The sequence below is a fragment of the Actinospineispora acaciae DSM 45401 genome (assembly GCF_000620785.1).
GTDB classification, from domain to species: Bacteria; Actinomycetota; Actinomycetes; order Mycobacteriales; family Pseudonocardiaceae; genus Pseudonocardia; species Pseudonocardia acaciae.
In genome coordinates this window covers 1-16,004 of record NZ_JIAI01000023.1, presented here as the reverse complement: position 1 = coordinate 16,004, position 16,004 = coordinate 1, and the positions used below count along the sequence as shown (strand labels likewise).

Below are 16,004 nucleotides of genomic sequence, written 5' to 3'. Positions count from 1 at the left end.
TCGATGCGGAAGCTCGCGAGCGACCTGCTGGTCATCGAACGGATTCTGCGAGACCGTGCCGGGCTCTGGCAGCAGATCCACGACCAGCGCGGCCTCCCCGCGCTGATCGTCCAGATGCTCACCAGCTCGGTGCTCGCGCTGGCCTGTTACGGCGCGGTGCTCGGCGCGTCGCACAGCGGGTTGCAGTCGATCTCCTCGGCGGTCAAGCTGCCGCTGCTGTTCCTGATCACGATCGCGATCTGCCTGCCCACGCTGTACCTGTTCAACCTCGTCTTCGGCGCCCGGCTGTCGCCGTCCCAGGCGCTGGCGCTGGTGCTGGTGACCGTCACGGTCACCTCCGCGCTGTGCGTGGCGTTCACCCCGATCAGCCTGTTCTTCCTGATCACCGCGCCGTCCTACTCGTTCTACAAGCTGCTCACGGTGGCCATCCTGGCGGTCAGCGCGCTGGTCGGCCTGAGGTTCATGGTGGCCGGGACGAAGGAGCTGGAGCGGCTGTCCTCGCGGTCACCGATCCCGCCGGCGCTCCCGGGCGTCCCCGCTCGGCAACCGGCACGGGTCGGCGCCGAGAACCAGCCCGGCGACCCGGTGGGGACGAACGAGCACGCCGGCCCTGGCGAGGTCGCGACCATGAACGGCCAGGCCCAGGCCGCCGAGGAGCGCAAGCCGACGAACACCCCGCTGCTGCGCGTGTGGGGCCTGGTGTTCGCGCTGGTCGGGACCCAACTGAGCTGGACGCTGCGGCCCTTCGTCGGCAGCCCGGAAGAACCGTTCCAGCTCTTCCGTGCGATCAACGGCAACTTCTACGTCGACCTCATCCGCACGGTTCTCAGCTGGTAGATCGCCCGGTAGATCGCCTGGCAGATCACGGCGGAACGGAATCCTATATTCTTTTCGCGTACACGTGGTGCCGACGAGTGGCGGTGGTGGTGGCGTCAGCGATGGGGAAGGCGGAGACGCCTGGAACCATTACCGACTTCGTGGCCGAGCAGCTCCGGAACCGGATAGTCCTGGGTGAGCTCCAACCGGGCCGCAAGGTGCCGGTGTACGCGCTGGCCGACGAGCTGAAGGTCAGCCGGGTGCCGCTGCGCGAGGCGGTGCGCCAGCTCGAGGCCGAGTCGCTGGTGGACAACCTGCCCCGGAGGGGGACGGTGGTGCGGGAGCTGAGCGTCGACGACCTGCGCGACTCGTTCACGATCCTGCAGGCCATCGAGCCGATAGCGGCCCGGCGCGCGGCTGTCGGGGACGTGGCGATCGTGGACACCATGTCGTACTGGCTGGAGCGGATGCGGGAGCTGTCGCAGCGCCGGGTGCCGCAGGTGTCGGAGGAGATGTTGCACGCGCACCGCGAGTTCCACTTCGCGCTGTTCGGCGCCGCCGGGGACGGGGTGTTGCGGCGTCACCTGTGCATGCTGTGGAACACCTGCGAGCGGTACGTGATGAACAGCCTGCCCAACTCGACGCGGCAGGCGGCGGCCGCGCGCGAGCACGCCAGGCTGGTGCGGCGGATCCGGGCGCGCGACCCGGACGGCACCGCCGAGGTGCTGCGCGAGCACCTCGAGGCCAGCCTGGAGAGCTCGCTGCGCTACCTGGAGGCCACCACCGGGGCGGCCGCCGGCTGAGCGAGCGCGGCGCCGGCGCCCGGCACCACGGGCGGCAGGCCGACGGCGCGCAGCAGCTCACGGGTGGTGGCGGTGGCGGCCGTGACCACGGGCATGCCGACCTCGCGCTCGACCAGGTCGACGGCGGGCAGCGACGGCATCTGCACGCACGCGGAGAGCACCAGCCCGTCCGCGCGGCGCAGGTCGAGCCGCCGCGCGTGCCCGGGCAGCGCGACGGGGTCGAGGCAGCCCACCTCGTGGTTGTCCGGCACGCCGAGGCTCACCGAGTCGACCACCTCGATGTCGTAGGCGGCCAGATAGCCCACCACGAGGTCGGTGAGCGCCGGCAGGTACGGGGTCACGATCGCCACCCGCCGCAGGCCCAGCTCCAGCAGCGTGCGCACCAGCGCGCCGGCGCTGCTGGTCACCCGCGTGCCGCCGGCCACCTCTTGTAGCCGGGGTTCGATGTGTTCGTGCGCCTTCGGTCCCTCGGCCATCAGCGCGATCAGGCAGGCGTAGCCGATCGCGGCCACCCGGGCGTCGGCGAGCTCGGCGGCGCAGCGGTCACCCTCGCCGACCATGCGGTGCAGCGACTCGGGGTCGACGGTGTGCAGCACGGCGCGGCTGGAGTGGGTGGTGAACGCGGCGTCCGAGTGCCGGCGCAGCAGCTCGGGGACCTCGGTCTCCATGGTCGTGTTGGAGCTGGGCACGATCAGCCCGATGCGGTGGGTGGGCATTGCGTCTCCTTCGTTGTCGATAGGCTCAGGTCGTGACGGACGCGGCGGACTTCCAGCCGGAGTCGTCGGCGGCCCAGCGGGCGTACGTGGCGATCGCGGACCGGATGGCGTCCGGCGAGCTGGCGCCGGGTGCCTGGCTGCGGGAGGAGTCGCTCGCGGCGTCGCTGGGCATCAGCCGCACCCCCGTGCGCGAGGCGCTGCGCAAGCTGAACTCCGAAGGGCTGGTGCGGCTGGAGCGCAACCGGGGCGCCCAGGTGGTGGCCTGGAACCGGGAGCAGGTGCTGGAGATCTACGGGCTGCGCGCCGTCGTGGAGGGCTACGTCGCGTCGATCGCCGCGCGGAAGGTCGGCGAGGAGGACCTGCGCAAGCTGGCGGCGAACCTGGCCGAGTACGAGCGGGTGATCGCCGTCGGCGGGCAGGGCTCGATCCAGCAGGCCGCGGTGCTGAACAACGAGTTCCACTCGATCATCCTGGACGCGACCGGAAACGACAGCTTGCGGTTCCTGCTGACCGGGGTGCTGGGGCTGCCGCTGGTGCGGCGGACGTTCCTCCGGTACACCGGGCGCGACCTGGCGCGCAGCATCGAGCACCACCGCGAGCTGCTCGAGGCGTTCCGCCGCCGCGACGCCGACACCGCCGAGATGATCATGAAGGTGCACATTCGGACGGCGCAGCACGCGATGCTCCGGCAGGAGGAGCTGCAGGCGGACTGACCCCCGGCCGGTCAGGCCTCGGCCTCGATGCCCTCGGCGATGGCGGCGCCGACCGCGCGCACGATGCCGAGGTACCCGGTGCAGCGGCAGACGTTGCCGGCCAGCGCCAGGCAGAGCTCGTCCCTGTCCAGCACCGTCCGGCGGCGCACCAGGTCGTGCGCGGACACCAGCATGCCGGGGGTGCAGAAGCCGCACTGCAGTCCACCTTCCCGGGAGAAACAGGCCCGCAGCCGGTCGGCGTCCGGGTCGTCGAGCCCCTCGACGGTCACCACCTCGCTGCCGTCGCAGGCGGCGGCCAGGGTCAGGCAGGCCCGCACCGGCAGCTCGTCGAGCCGTACCGTGCACGCCCCGCAGACGCCCTGCTCGCAGCCCAGGTGGGTGCCGGTGAGGTGCAGGTGGTCGCGGAGCAGGTCGGCCAGCGAGGTGCGGGCGGGCACGGTGGCGGTGCGCGGGCGGCCGTTCACCGTGAGCCGGATCGTGACGTCAGGCATCGGGCGTCCCTTCGGTTGCGCGCAGCGCGCGGTGCACGGCGACGGCGTGCAGTTGGCCGGGATGCCCGCCGACGCCGGTGTCGGCGAGCACGGCGTCGGCCAGGTCGGGCAGTTCCGGTAGTCCGCCGCCGGTGAGGAGGCTCTCGGCGTGGATCAGCCGGGTGGGGGTGGCTCGGGCGGCGCCCAGCCACAGCTCGGTGCCGGCCGGGCGGGCCAGCGCGACGGCCAGGGACTCGGCGAACTCGCCGGGCTTGCGGGCCAGCTTGTACAGCCCGCACCGGGTGTCCGGCCCGAGCCGGGGCACGTCGACGGCGACGATCAGCTCGTCGGGCTCCAGCGCGGTGGAGAAGAAGCCGAGCAGCAGCTCGCGCACGGGGATCCGCCGCGCGCCCCGCACCGACACGACGTGCACCACCGCGTCCAGCGCGGACAGCACCGTCGGCCACTCCGCGCTGGAGTCGGAGTGCGCGAGGCTGCCGCCGACCGTGCCCCTGGTGCGGATCGCCCGGTAGCCGATGCCCGCCGCCGCGCGGCCGAGCAGCCCGTCGGTCACGTCAGGGACCAGCTCGTCCTCGAACATCATGTGCGTGGTCGTGGCGCCGTACCGGGCGCACGACGAGTCCGTGTCGCAGGCCCGCAGCGCCGCCACGGCGGTGATGTCCACGACGTGCGCCGGCTCGGCCAGCCGCATGTTCATGATCGGCAGCAGGCTCTGGCCGCCCGCCATGACCTTGGCGTCGTCCAGCTCGTGCAGCAGCTGCACTGCCTCGTCGACCTCGCGCGGGCGGTGGTAGCAGAAGTCGGCGGGTTTCACCTGGCCATCACCGCGGTCCGCGCGCGGTCGAGCGTCTCCCACACCCTGGCCGGGGTCATCGGCGTCTCGGTGACGGCGGCGCCGAACTCGCGCAGCGCGTCGGTGACCGCGTTGCCGATGGCGGCCGGTGGGGCGATCGCGCCGCCCTCGCCGGCGCCCTTCACGCCGAACTCGGTGTACGGCGACGGCGTCGCCAGGTGCGCGATCCTGATCTCCGGGACCTCCCCGGGCCCGGGCAGCAGGTAGTCCAGGAAGCTGGTGGACGTGGGCTGGCCGTCGGGGTCGTAGCGCAGCTCCTCCAGCAGCGCGGTGCCGATGCCCTGGGCCACGCCGCCGACGATCTGGCCGTGCACGATGCCGGGGTTGACCACCGTGCCGCAGTCCTCGGCGACCGCGTAGTCCAGCAGCCGCACCTGGCCGGTGTCCAGGTCCACCTCGACGACCGCGGCGTGCGTGGCGTAGGTGAACGCGCCGGTCTGCACCTCCGGCCGGTAGTGGTGGGTGGCCTCCAGCCCGGGCTCTACCTCGGGCACGTGGTCCGGGGTGAACAGGAACTCCTTGGCCAGCTCGGGGAAGCCGACGCAGCCCCGCCGCCCGTGCACCGCCCCGCCGCGCAACGACAGGTCACCGACCGGCTCGCCGAGCAGCACCGCGCCGATGCGCAGCACCTTGTCCGCGAGCGCCCGCGCCGCGCCGGCCGTGGCGCCGCCGGCCATCACCATGGACCGGGACGCGAACGTGCCGTCGCCCCTCGGGGTCAGCGCGGTGTCGCCATGCAGCACGGTGACCTTCTCCGGCACGACGTCGAACACCTCGCTCACCACCTGCGCGAGCGTGGTCTCCGAGCCCTGGCCGTGGCTCTTGATGCCCACCGCGAGGGTGAAGCTGCCGGTGGCGTCCATGGCCAGCCGGGCGCCCTCGATCCCGATCGTGATCGCCAGGCCCCGCGACGCCCACTCGATGCAGCCGTGCGCGGTCTGCTCGGTGAACGAGCCGTACCCGATGCCGATCCGCCGCCGCTCGTCGCGCGGCACGGCGGCCTGCCGCTGCCGCCACCGCTCGTGGCCGATCAGCGCGGCGACCCGGCGCACCGCCTCCGGGTAGTCCCCGCTGTCGTAGACCTTGTTCGCGACCGAGGTGTACGGCATGTCCGCCGGGGCCACCATGTTCCGGATCCGCATCAGGTGCGGCTCGATGCCCAGCTCGTGGGCCAGCTCGTCGAGGGTGCGCTCGATGGCGAAGCAGGCGGCCGGTCGCGCCACGCCCCGGTACGGCCCGGACGGCGTCTTGTTGCTGACCACGCTGCGGGTCCGGAACCGGTAGTTCCGCAGGCGGTACGGGCCGGGGACCATCGCCGAGGCCATGGTCGCGTCCATCGTGGCCGTCCACGGGTGCACCGAGTAGGCGCCGCCGTCCACCACGATGTCCGCCTCGACCCCCAGCAGCTCACCGTCCGCGGCGGCGTGCGCGGTGATCCGGTAGTGGTGGTCGCGGGCCTGGGTGGAGGCCACCATGCCCTCCCACCTGTCCTCCACCCAGCGGATCGGATGGTCCAGCCGCATCGCGACGGCGGCCACCGTGATCTCCTCGGGGTAGACCGAGCACTTCGCGCCGAAGCCGCCGCCCATGTCCGGGGCGACCACCCGCACCCGCCGGCCCTCGATGCCGAGCTGCAGCGCGATCATGTCGCGGATCATGTGCGGGGTCTGGGTGGACGACCACACGGTGAGCTGGTCGGCCGACCGGTCGTAGTGGGCGGCGACCGCGCGGGTCTCCAGCGGGACCACCGCCTGGCGGTTCAGCCGGTACTCGCGGGTGATCGTCACCGCCGCGTGCCCGGCCGCCGCGTCCACGTCGCCGATGTCGCCGGCGGTGGTGGCCACCACGTTGTCCGGCCAGTCGTCGTGCACCAGGGTGGCGCCGTCCAGGGCGGCCCGGAAGTCGGCGACGGCGGGCAGCGGGTCGACGTCCACCACGACCGAGCCGGCCAGGTCCTCGGCCTGTGCCCGGGTGTCGGCGATGGCCAGCGCGATCGGCTCGCCGACGTAGCGGACCTTGCCGGTCGCCAGGTTCGGCAGCGGCGCGGCGCGGAACCCGGGCAGCGTCGACGTGGCGGTCAGCGGCTCGGCCAGCCCGCGCAGGTCGGCGGCCGTCCACACCTCGCCGGGCTCGGCGTCCGGCGGGCCGGTCACCGAGACCAGCCGGCCGTGCGCGACCTGGCTGCGCACGAACGCCACCTCGCGCAGCCCGGGCAGGCGCAGGTCGGCGGTGAACGAGCCGCGCCCGGCCAGGTGCCGCGCGTCCTCGCGGCGCGGAACGTGGGCGCCGATGCCGTACTGCCGTGTCACGTGCCCTCCCTGGGCGGTCATCCGGCCAGCCAGCCGCCGTCGAGCGGGATGGACGTGCCGGTGGTGTGCCGGGCGGCCGGCGAGCACAGGTGCAGCGCCAGCTCGGCGACCTCGTCGGCGTCGATCAGCTCCTTGATCGCCGCGCCGCCGAGCATCACGTCGCGCACGATCCGTTCGGGTGTGGAGCCGTGGATGTCCGCCTGGCGCCTGGCCAGGTCGTCGGTCAGCGGGGTACGGACCCAGGCCGGGCTGATGCAGTTCGAGGTGACGCCGTGCTCGGCGCCCTCCAGCGCGATCGTCTTGGACAGGCCCTCCACGCCGTGCTTGGCCACCACGTACCCGGCCTTGCGGCGGTCGCCGCGCACCCCCCGGATCGAGGTGACGTGCACGAACCGGCCCCATCCCCGGGCGTACATGCCGGGCAGCAGCGCCCGCGCGATCCGGAACGGCGCCTGCACCATCACGTCCAGCAGCCGGCCGAACTCCTCGGGCGGGAACTCGTGCACCAGCGCGAGGTGCTGGATGCCGGCGTTGTTCACCACGATGTCCGCGTCCAGGCCGGCCATCGCGTCGTCCACCGAGGCCAGGTCCGCCAGGTCGACGACCAGCGCCCGGCCACCGACCTCGGCGGCGACCTTCCCGGCGTCCTCGGCGCGCACGTCGAGCACCACCACCTCGGCGCCCCGCTCGGCCAGCCGGCGCGCGCAGGCGGCGCCGATGCCGCTCGCCGCCCCGGTGACCAGTGCCGTCCGCCCGGCCAGTGTCATGGCGCCTCCTCGCGTCCCTGCGGTCGCAGAACTGTATACAACGGTCGTCGTTCGATCCAGCGTGTGCCGCCCGGCCGGTGAGTGGTCGATCGAGCCTTACCTGTTGACACGAGCTGTGCCTGCGGTCACGATAACCGAATATAGAATTCTGTTTGGCTCGCCGCAAGACGTTCGGACTGCCTTGTAGAAGTGGCAAGTTGTATACGAAACGGGAGCGAAGTGTGATGCCAGTTACTGCCGCCGAGCTGTATCGGGAGCGTGGCATCGGGGCGCGCCAGGCCCCGATCCGGCGCCCGGCGCTCGTCGTGGTGGACCTGACCTACGGCTTCACCGACACCGACTGTGCGCTCGGCTGCGAGGCGGGCCAGGTCGACCAGGCGGTCGAGCAGGTCGCCCGGCTGCTCGCCGCCGCGCGCGCCGCCGGGGTGCCGAGGGCGTTCACCAGGATCGAGTACGACGAGGCGTCGACGGCCATCGCGGCGCCGTTCCTGGAGAAGATGCCGGCGCTGCGGGAGTGCGCCGCCGGCAGCCGGTGGGCCGAGATCGACAAGCGGGTCGCGCCGGAGCCGGGCGAACCGGTGCTGCGCAAGCTGTTCGCCTCCGGGTTCTTCGGCACCGACCTGGCCGCGTTCCTGGCCGTGCACGGCCGAGACGGCGTGGTCGTCACCGGCGCGACCACGTCCGGGTGCGTGCGCGCGACGGTGGTGGACGCGCTGCAGCACGGCTACCGGGTGCTGGTGCCGCGCGATGCCGTGGTGGACAGGGCGTCCGGCCCGCACGAGGCGGCCCTGTTCGACATCCAGGCCAAGTACGGCCAGGTGGTGGACGTCTCCGAGGCCGAGGCGGTGCTCCGCGCATGACCGGGACCAGCAGGGGCGCGGTGTTGCACGAGACCGGCCGGCTGACCATCGAGGAGTTCGGGCTGCCGGTCATCGGCGCGGACGACGGCCTGCTCAGGATCGAGGCCACCGGGGTGTGCGGCACGGACGTGGCGGCTTACCACGGCGTGAACCCGTTCTACGAGCTGCCGTGCGTGCTCGGGCACGAGCTGGTCGGCACCGTGGTGGAGATCGGGGCGCAGGCGAGCGCGCGCTGGGGCGTGTCCGAGGGCGACCGGATCGTCGTCGAGGAGTACCTGCCGTGCGGCACCTGCCGGTCCTGCCTGGCGGGGGCGTACCAGATGTGCCGGGTGTTCCGGTACGGCGGCAAGTCCATCCACAGCGGGTCGGGCCTCTACGGCGGCTACGCCGACTACCTGTACCTGCACCCGCAGGCGATCGTGCACAAGGTCGCCCCGGACGCGCCCGCCGAGCTGGTGCAGCTCTACATCCCGCTGTCCAACGGCCTGGACTGGGTGGCCTCGGTCGGCGGGCTGCGCCCGGGCGGGACCGCCGTCATCATCGGGCCGGGCTCGCACGGGCTGGCCTGCGTGATCGGCGCCAGGGAGGCCGGCGCCGGCACCGTGGTGGTGATCGGCCGCCCGGAGGACGGACCCCGGCTGGAGCTGGCCAAAGCCCTCGGCGCGGACCACGTCCTGACCACCGACGCGGTCGAGCAGCTCGAAGAGCTGACCGACGGCCGACTGGCCGACACGGTGATCAACGCCGCCGACTCGGCCGCCGCGCTGGACACCGCGCTGGCCGCCGCCGGCGACCGGGCCACCGTGGTCCAGGTCGGGCTGGCCAAGGGCGGCGGCGGGGGAGCCGAGGCCCTGGTGGACACGCTGAACCGCAAGGTCCTGACCCTGCGCGGGGTCCGAGGCCGCCCGAGCAGCGCCGTCCCGCCCGCGCTGCGGCTGATCGAGTCGGGCCGCTACCCGCTGGAGCGGCTGTGCACCGGCCGCTACCCGATCGAGCGGACCGAGGAGGCGCTGCACGCCAACGCCGCCGACCCGACGTCCATCCGATCCATCGTCCTGCCGGACCTGAGCTGACCCTGGAGGGGCGTGACGTGACCACCGCGAAAGAGCCGCTGATCACCGACGACTGGCACGTCAGCGGCCGGATCTACCGCGACCCGGACATCTTCGCCCGTGAGCTGGCCCAAGTGTTCGCCCACACGTGGGTGTACCTGGCGCACGAGACGGAGCTCCCGGCCGGCGGCGACTACAAGACCGCCTACCTCGGCCGCCAGCCGGTGATCGTCAACCGGGGCGCGGACGGCGGCGAGATCAACGTGATGTTCAACAGGTGCCGGCACCGGGGCTCGGCGGTGTGCCAGCGCGAGGTGGGCAACGCCAAGTACTTCCGCTGCGCCTACCACGGCTGGACGTACGGCTCGTCCGGCGAGTTGGTCGGGGTGCCGTTCGACGACGGCTACGGCGACGGCTTCGACAAGCGCGCCATGGGACTGGTCCACGTGCCGCGCGTGGAGTCGTACCGGGGGTTCGTGTTCGCCAGCCTGGATCCCGGCATCGAGCCGCTGCCGGCCTACCTCGGCAACGCGCGGCGCTACCTGGACTTCATCGCGTCGGTCGGCGACGGCGGCCCCGAGCTGGTCTCCGGCGCGCACAAGCTGGTCTACCGGGGCAACTGGAAGCTGCAGATCGAGAACACCATCGACCCGTACCACTTCTCGTTCACCCACAAGAGCTGGCTGGACATCCTCAAGGACCGCACCGGCCGGAGCAGCCCGTGGGTCAAGAACGTCCGCACCAACCCGGACTGGCGCGGCATCGACCTGGGCCGGGGGCACGCGGTGCACGAGTACGGGCGGCTGGAGGACGCCGGGCAGAACGCGCACGCCATCGCGATCGGCGAGCTGATCCCGTTCAACCTCAACGTGTTCCCCAGCCTGGCCTTCGTCGGGGCGCACCTGCGGCTGGTGGTGCCCCGCGCGGTGGACGAGACCTGGGTCTACCTCTACCCGCTGCTGCCCAAGGACGCCGACGACGCCACCCGCGCCCGCATCCTGCGCGACCACGAGGTGTTCTACGGGCCGTCCGGGTTCGGCTCCACCGACGACATCGAGGTCGGCTTCGACCGGGTCACCCGGGGCATCGAGTGCTCGGCCAGCTCGGCGGACTGGGCGCTGATGGCCCGGGGGCTGCACCGCGAGGTGGTCGACGAGGAGGCCGGCATCCGCATCGGCCGCTCCTCCGACGAGGTGCCGCAGCGCGCCTACCTGCGCCGGTGGCTGGAGCTGATGGAGGCCGGGGATGAGTGAGGTTGAGCGGTTCCTCTACACCGAGGCCGCGCTGCTGGACGCCCGCGACTACTCGGGCTGGCGCAAGCTGTTCACCCCGGACGCCCTCTACTGGATCCCCTCCGGCGCGGACGACACGGACCCGAACCGCGAGGTGTCGATCGTCCACGACAACGCGCAGTTCCTCGCCGAGCGGGTGTGGCGGCTGGACAGCGGCCTGGCCTACGCGCAGGAACCCCGCTCGCGCACCGCGCACCTGGTGACCAACATCCAGGTGGTCGCCGAGCACCGGTCCGAGCTCGAGGTCCACGCCGCCTTCCTGGTCGCCGAGTACCGCTCCGGCCGCCAGCACCAGCACGCCGGGCACTACCGCTATCGGCTGCGCCGCGACGGCGGCGAGCTGCTGATCGCGCTGAAGAAGGTCGAGCTGATCAACAACGACGGCCTCCTGGGCAACCTCAGCCTCCTGATCTGAAGGGAACGACCATGCTCGTCACCAGGCGCGGCGGGGACCTCGTCCTCGTCGACCAGAACGAACACGGCCGGCTGGCCGGCGAGTTCACCCTGCGCTGGGGCAACGCCGACTTCGCCGCGCCGACCATGCGCGAGCACGTCCGGCTCGGCACCGCGCGCCACGACGACGGCTGGCGCGAGGCCGACGCTGAGCCGCTGTTCAACGCCGACGCCGCGCGCCCGCTGCACTTCCTGGAGATCCCGCTGGAGGAGCACCTGCCGCTCTACCAGCGCGGCGTGGACCGGATCTACCGCGAGGACGCCTACGCCGGGCTGCTGGTCAGCATGCACTGGACCGGCCTGTACCGGAACCGGTGGGGCATGCAGTCCGGCGGCGTCGGGATCAAGCCGATGACCACCCCTTTGGACGAGATCAGGGAGAAGCACGTCGCCGAGGAGGAGCGGCGCTGGGCCGAGACCAAGAAGTCGCTGGTCAAGGACGGTATCCGGAGCGACTTCGAGGCGCGGTTGTGGTACCACTACGACCTGCTGCAGGTGTGGGACCTGTTCTCGCTGTACGTCTCGCTGGCCGACATCACCCCGGCGGACACCCCCTCGGTGCCGCTGGCGGGCACGCTGAAGAGCATCGACCAGGCGCCCGGCCCTCGGGTGATCCAGCTCGTGCCGTCCCGGATCGCCGGGTCCCGGGTCGAGATGCGGCTCACCCCCGTCCGGCCCGGAGTGGTCGCGGTGGACCCGTTCCCGTTCGACGGCGAGGTGACCGTGAGCCTGGCCGCGCGGGCCATCCCGGACCGGGCGTATCCCGACCGGGAGCGGGTGGTCGAGGCGCTGGCCGGCGCGCGGCGGGTGGACCTGGAATGCCGGTTCACGAAGGCGTGAGCGGCGCCGAGGGGATGCCGCTGGACGACATCCTCGCCGCGCTGGAGCCCGACCCGGACCGGCTGGTGGTCCGCAACGAGTTCGCCGTCGTCGCGGTCAGCGTCCGCGCCTCCGGCCCCGGCCGCGCCGCGCTGCGGGTGGAGGACCTGCGCACCCGCCAGGCCGTCGAGCTGGACGCGCTCGAACTGGAGTCGCTGGCCTGGGCCCGGCACCGCGACCTCGCCCCGCTGCTCGACCCCAGCCGCACCCGCTGGGCGGGCGGCAGTACCGACGACCAGGAGGGTTGTTCACGCTCCTGACGCGAGGGCGGGCCGTAGGTCCGTCCGAGCGGCTGGATCGGCGGTTTGATCGCCGAAGGCGATTCGTTAACAACCCTCCGATCAAGACGATCCGGAGGGTTGTTTACGCTCCTGACGCGAGGGCGGGCCGTAGGTCCGTCCGAGCGGCTGGATCGGCGGTTTGATCGCCGAAGGCGATTCGTGAACAACCCTCCGATCAAGACGATACGGAGGAGTGAGATGAAGACGGCGTCGCTGACCCAGAAGTGGATCTGCGTCTCGTGCGGGGAGATCTACGACCCGGCCGAGGGCGACCCGGAGGGTGGCATCGCGCCGGGCACCGCGTTCGCGGACATCCCGGACGACTGGGTGTGCCCGGTGTGCGGGGCCGCGAAGTCCGACTTCGAGCCCTACGACGAGGCCTGACGTGACAGACACCCACGTCGACGTCCTGCTCATCGGCGGGGGAGTGGCCGCCGCGTCCGCCGCCGCCGAGCTGCGCCGGCGGGGCTTCGACGGCTCGATGGCGCTCGCCACCCGCGAGCTGGACCCGCCGTACCACCGGCCGCCGATTACCAAACAACTGCTCGGCCCGGACGCGGAGGCGTATGACCTCGCCGTGCACCCCGCTGACTGGTGGGCCGACAACGACGTCCGGCTGCACACCCGCTCGGCCGTGCTGTCCCTGGACACCGCCGCGCACACCGCCACCCTGGCGAACGGGACGGTGCTGCGCTACGGCCGGGCGCTGCTGGCCACCGGCGCGATGGTGCGCCGGCTGCCGGCCGGCTCGCTCTCCGGCGGCATCCACTACCTGCGCGTCCCCGCCAACGCGCACAAGCTGCGCGCGGAAGCCAAGGACGCGGACCGGGCGGTGCTGGTGGGCGGGTCGTTCCTGGCCACCGAGGTCGCGGCGTCGCTGGCCGCGCTCGGCACCCGGGTCACCATGGTGATGCCGGAGCGGGCGCCGCTGGCCGAGGCGTTCGGCGCGGGCGTCGGCGACCACCTGGCCGGGCTGCTGGCCGCGCGGGACGTCGAGCTGCTGTGCGGTGAGCAGGTGGCGGGGTTCACCGGCAACGGCCGGGTGGACGGCGTGGGGCTGGTGTCCGGGCGCCGGCTGCCGGCGGACCTGGTGGTGGTCGGCATCGGCGCGGTCCCGGACACCAAGCTCGCCGCCAAGGCCGGCCTGCGGATCGGCCCCACCGGCGGCATCGCCTGCGACGAGACCCTGCGCACCAGCGAACCCGACGTGTTCGCGGCCGGTGACGTCTGCGAGTACCACAGCGTGGTGCACGGCCGCCGGCTGCGCGTCGAGCACGAACACCACGCCGCGGCCCAGGGCGCGACCGCCGCGCGCGGGCTGCTCGGCGACCCGACCCCGCACCGGGAGATCCCCTACTTCTGGACCGACCTGGCGGACTGGGCGCGGCTGGAGTACGTCGGCCCGGCCGTCGACTGGGACGCCGAGCGCGTCACCGGTTCGCTCGCCGCCGGCCGGTTCACCGTCTGGTACCTGCGCCAGGGCCGCCTGGTAGCCGCGCTGACCTCCGGCCGCCCCTCGGACCTCGCCACCGCGCGGGACCTGATCGCTTCGCGGCGCACCGACCTGGACGCCGCGCTCGCCACCACCTGACCCCCCGAACAGGAGCCTCACTGCAATGGAGCACACACAGGCCCCCGCGCGCGTTCCTACCGCCGCCGAACCCATGCCCCCGAAGTCCAAGAAGGCCGCGCGCGCCGCGTTCCTCGGGTTCGCCGTGGACTACTTCGACATCTACCTGCCGGTGGTGGCCCTCGCCCCGGCCATCCACTACTTCCAGCCGGCGGACATCTCCGGCGCGCTGAAGACCACCCTGTTCTACCTCACGTTCGCGGTGACCCTGATCGGCCGGCCGATCGGCTCGACCATCTTCGGCGTGCTCAGCGACAAGATCGGCCGGCGCACGTCCACGCTGATCGCGGTCGCCGGCTTCACCGTCGCCACCTTCCTGATGGCCGCGCTGCCCGGCTACCAGGCGTGGGGGTACGGCGCCCTGGCCTGCCTGATGGTCCTGCGGCTGGTCGGCGGGATCTTCATGGGCGGCGAGTACACCAGCGCCAACCCGCTCGCCCTGGAGTCCTGCCCGAAGCCGAGGCGCGGCATCGTCGGCGCCGTCATCGCCGCCGCGTACCCGATCGGCTACATCGCGATCTCGCTGGTCACCCTGCCGCTGCTGGCGCTGCTGCCCGCCGCCGGGCTGGACTCGCCGTACACCCAGTGGGGCTGGCGCATCCCGTTCCTCGTCGGCGGCCTGCTCGGGGTGGCGTTCTTCTGGTACTTCTACCGGTCGATCGAGGAGTCCGAGGTGTGGCGCGCGGAGTCGGCCGCCCGGACGGAGGCGACGCCGTTGCGGCAGCTGTTCGCCGGGCCCAACGCGCGGCGGCTGGCGCAGGTGTTCGTGCTGATGAGCGGCCTCTGGTTCGCCGTGCAGGCGATCATCTCGCCGATGTCCGGGCTGCTCATCACGCACCTGCGCCAGGACCCGGACGCGGTGACCGCCGCGCTGCTGGTCTCCAACGTGGCGCTGTTCGCCGGCTACCTCGTGTTCGGCCACCTCGGGCAACGCCACGGCCGGCGGCGGGTGCTGTTCCTGTCCGGCGTGGCCACCGCGACCGCGTCCGCGATCGGCTTCCTCGCCGCCATCGCCCTGCTGCGCGCCGGCGACCAGTTCGTCCTGGCCATGGCCGTCTACACGGCCTGCCTGGTGATCTCGGTGTCGCCATACGGGGTGGCCACCGTCTACCTGCTGGAGGCCTTCCCGACCAGGGTGCGCGCCTCCGGCTACGGCGTGGCCTTCAGCTACTCGCTGATCATCCCGTCCTGCTACAGCTTCTACATGCTCGGGCTCTCCTCGATCATGCCGTACGTCTACACCCCGGTCGTGCTCATCGTCCTCAGCGGCGTGCTCACCGCGATCGGCGCCCGCCTCGGCCCCGAGACCAGAGACGCGGATCTCGCCCCCACGCCGTCCTCGTAGAATCGCGCGCCTCGGGCGTGCCGAACACCGCCGCGATCCTGTACGACCTCGACGGCATCGAAGCCCTCCGGACCGAGGGTTACCTCGGCATATCGGGGTGTCACCTGTCGCCGTGGTCCAGGAGGATCGTCGGGAAAAGTGCATCCGTCCGGCTGTACGAAGCGCGATCTCCCCGACGAACGCGAACGCCCTCTACCTCATCGGAATGAACATCGACGACGCGATCGAGGACGAGTTCAACGCCTGGTGCGACGAGGAGCACCTTCCCCGCCTGGCCGCGCTGACGGGCGTCGTGTGCGCACGCAGGTTCGAGGCGGTCGAGGGCCCGCACAGGGTACTTCGCGGTGTACCACCTCGACGACCCGTCCCTGGTGGGCTCACCGGGGTAGCCGGTCGCGCTCCAGCCCATCGGGTAGGTCGAGTCGACGAAGGCGCGGGCCATGTCGACGACCACGACTGCCGGACGCGCACCCGCGGCCAGCGGCCTGTCCTGCCGGTCGAAACCACGCCCGAAGCTGGCGAGGTCGTGCTCGGGGATGACGTCGGCCCATGGTTTGGCGCGCTGGTCGTTCATGGCATCACGTCTCCGCCGTTGGGTGAGAGGGTTTGGCCGGTGTAGTAGGAGCCGTCGTCGCCGAGCAGGAACAGGTAGGTTCGCGTCACGTCCCTCGGGGTGCTGAACCTCCCGAGCGGAATGCGTTCGAGCTGCAGGTCGAGGTGCTCCTTGGGCATGCGCCGCACGCG

The 16,004-nt window shown here is 72.3% G+C and carries 19 protein-coding genes; 12 read left to right on the top strand and 7 right to left on the bottom strand.

Translation table 11 applies throughout. From position 1 onward, the window contains the following. The first annotated feature begins 3 nt into the window (after positions 1–3). Both N912_RS0144905 and N912_RS0144900 read left to right on the top strand, forming a co-directional pair. Positions 4–837 (top strand): hypothetical protein, encoded by an 834-nt coding sequence (locus N912_RS0144905; protein WP_028927601.1) that lies wholly within the window; start codon positions 4–6, stop codon positions 835–837. Positions 838–920: 83 nt separating this feature from the next. Continuing rightward, positions 921–1,619, top strand: a complete 699-nt coding sequence (locus tag N912_RS0144900) for a GntR family transcriptional regulator (protein WP_156994393.1) — start codon at positions 921–923, stop codon at positions 1,617–1,619. Here N912_RS0144900 and N912_RS0144895 read toward each other — a convergent pair. Beyond that, entirely contained in the window at positions 1,583–2,335 is a 753-nt protein-coding gene (locus tag N912_RS0144895; protein ID WP_028927599.1) for a maleate cis-trans isomerase family protein, read from the bottom strand. The two genes, N912_RS0144900 and N912_RS0144895, sit on opposite strands and share 37 nt — an antisense overlap. Positions 2,336–2,367: 32 nt before the next feature. Between N912_RS0144895 and N912_RS0144890 the strand changes: the two genes are divergently transcribed. Beyond that, a complete protein-coding gene (locus N912_RS0144890) occupies positions 2,368–3,048 on the top strand; it encodes a GntR family transcriptional regulator (protein WP_028927598.1) in 681 nt (226 codons plus the stop codon). Positions 3,049–3,059: 11 nt separating this feature from the next. On the opposite strand, the gene N912_RS0144885 is transcribed toward N912_RS0144890, so the two are convergent. From N912_RS0144885 to N912_RS0144870, 4 genes are read right to left on the bottom strand one after another with little or no spacing between them, the layout of a single operon-like run. After that, positions 3,060–3,539 (bottom strand): (2Fe-2S)-binding protein, encoded by a 480-nt coding sequence (locus N912_RS0144885; protein WP_028927597.1) that lies wholly within the window; start codon positions 3,537–3,539, stop codon positions 3,060–3,062. Beyond that, positions 3,532–4,353, bottom strand: a complete 822-nt coding sequence (locus N912_RS0144880; RefSeq protein WP_028927596.1) for an FAD binding domain-containing protein — start codon at positions 4,351–4,353, stop codon at positions 3,532–3,534. The genes N912_RS0144885 and N912_RS0144880 overlap by 8 nt, the downstream gene beginning before the upstream one ends. Beyond that, positions 4,350–6,701, bottom strand: coding sequence for a xanthine dehydrogenase family protein molybdopterin-binding subunit (locus N912_RS0144875; RefSeq protein ID WP_028927595.1), 2,352 nt, complete (start codon positions 6,699–6,701; stop codon positions 4,350–4,352). The genes N912_RS0144880 and N912_RS0144875 overlap by 4 nt, the downstream gene beginning before the upstream one ends. A gap of 17 nt (positions 6,702–6,718) precedes the next feature. Then, positions 6,719–7,468: an SDR family oxidoreductase gene (locus N912_RS0144870; RefSeq protein ID WP_028927594.1), complete on the bottom strand. Its 750-nt coding sequence runs from the start codon at positions 7,466–7,468 to the stop codon at positions 6,719–6,721. A 224-nt stretch (positions 7,469–7,692) separates the two neighbouring features. Here N912_RS0144870 and N912_RS58650 point away from each other — a divergent pair, with 224 nt between their 5' ends. The 9 genes from N912_RS58650 (at position 7,693) to N912_RS0144825 (ending at position 15,260) form a co-directional block, all read left to right on the top strand. Further along, complete coding sequence (locus N912_RS58650) at positions 7,693–8,328, top strand: isochorismatase family protein (RefSeq protein WP_037070016.1); 636 nt, start codon at positions 7,693–7,695, stop codon at positions 8,326–8,328. Continuing rightward, complete coding sequence (locus N912_RS58645; RefSeq protein WP_051581678.1) at positions 8,325–9,401, top strand: zinc-dependent alcohol dehydrogenase; 1,077 nt, start codon at positions 8,325–8,327, stop codon at positions 9,399–9,401. Before N912_RS58650 ends, N912_RS58645 begins: the two co-directional genes overlap by 4 nt. A gap of 17 nt (positions 9,402–9,418) precedes the next feature. After that, entirely contained in the window at positions 9,419–10,633 is a 1,215-nt protein-coding gene (locus tag N912_RS0144855) for an aromatic ring-hydroxylating oxygenase subunit alpha (RefSeq protein ID WP_028927593.1), read from the top strand. Continuing rightward, the gene (locus N912_RS0144850) at positions 10,626–11,087 is read left to right on the top strand and encodes an aromatic-ring-hydroxylating dioxygenase subunit beta (RefSeq protein WP_028927592.1); all 462 of its coding nucleotides are present in this window, start codon (positions 10,626–10,628) and stop codon (positions 11,085–11,087) included. Before N912_RS0144855 ends, N912_RS0144850 begins: the two co-directional genes overlap by 8 nt. A gap of 11 nt (positions 11,088–11,098) precedes the next feature. Then, positions 11,099–11,965, top strand: a complete 867-nt coding sequence (locus N912_RS0144845) for a DUF3891 family protein (RefSeq protein WP_028927591.1) — start codon at positions 11,099–11,101, stop codon at positions 11,963–11,965. Next, positions 11,944–12,264: a hypothetical protein gene (locus tag N912_RS0144840; RefSeq protein ID WP_211261620.1), complete on the top strand. Its 321-nt coding sequence runs from the start codon at positions 11,944–11,946 to the stop codon at positions 12,262–12,264. Before N912_RS0144845 ends, N912_RS0144840 begins: the two co-directional genes overlap by 22 nt. Positions 12,265–12,483: 219 nt before the next feature. Further along, on the top strand, positions 12,484–12,669 hold the full coding sequence (gene rd, locus N912_RS58640) for a rubredoxin (protein WP_037070013.1): 186 nt from the start codon (positions 12,484–12,486) through the stop codon (positions 12,667–12,669). A gap of 1 nt (position 12,670) precedes the next feature. Continuing rightward, positions 12,671–13,876: an NAD(P)/FAD-dependent oxidoreductase gene (locus tag N912_RS58635; protein WP_051581677.1), complete on the top strand. Its 1,206-nt coding sequence runs from the start codon at positions 12,671–12,673 to the stop codon at positions 13,874–13,876. A 25-nt stretch (positions 13,877–13,901) separates the two neighbouring features. After that, positions 13,902–15,260 carry an MFS transporter gene (locus N912_RS0144825; protein ID WP_028927589.1) on the top strand — a complete coding sequence of 453 codons (1,359 nt, stop codon included), beginning with the start codon at positions 13,902–13,904 and terminating at the stop codon, positions 15,258–15,260. Positions 15,261–15,360: 100 nt separating this feature from the next. Here N912_RS0144825 and N912_RS0144820 read toward each other — a convergent pair whose 3' ends face one another. After that, positions 15,361–15,834, bottom strand: coding sequence for a hypothetical protein (locus tag N912_RS0144820; protein WP_028927588.1), 474 nt, complete (start codon positions 15,832–15,834; stop codon positions 15,361–15,363). Next, positions 15,831–15,992 carry an SDR family oxidoreductase gene (locus tag N912_RS67180; RefSeq protein ID WP_084211951.1) on the bottom strand — a complete coding sequence of 54 codons (162 nt, stop codon included), beginning with the start codon at positions 15,990–15,992 and terminating at the stop codon, positions 15,831–15,833. The genes N912_RS0144820 and N912_RS67180 overlap by 4 nt, the downstream gene beginning before the upstream one ends. Positions 15,993–16,004 lie beyond the last annotated feature (12 nt).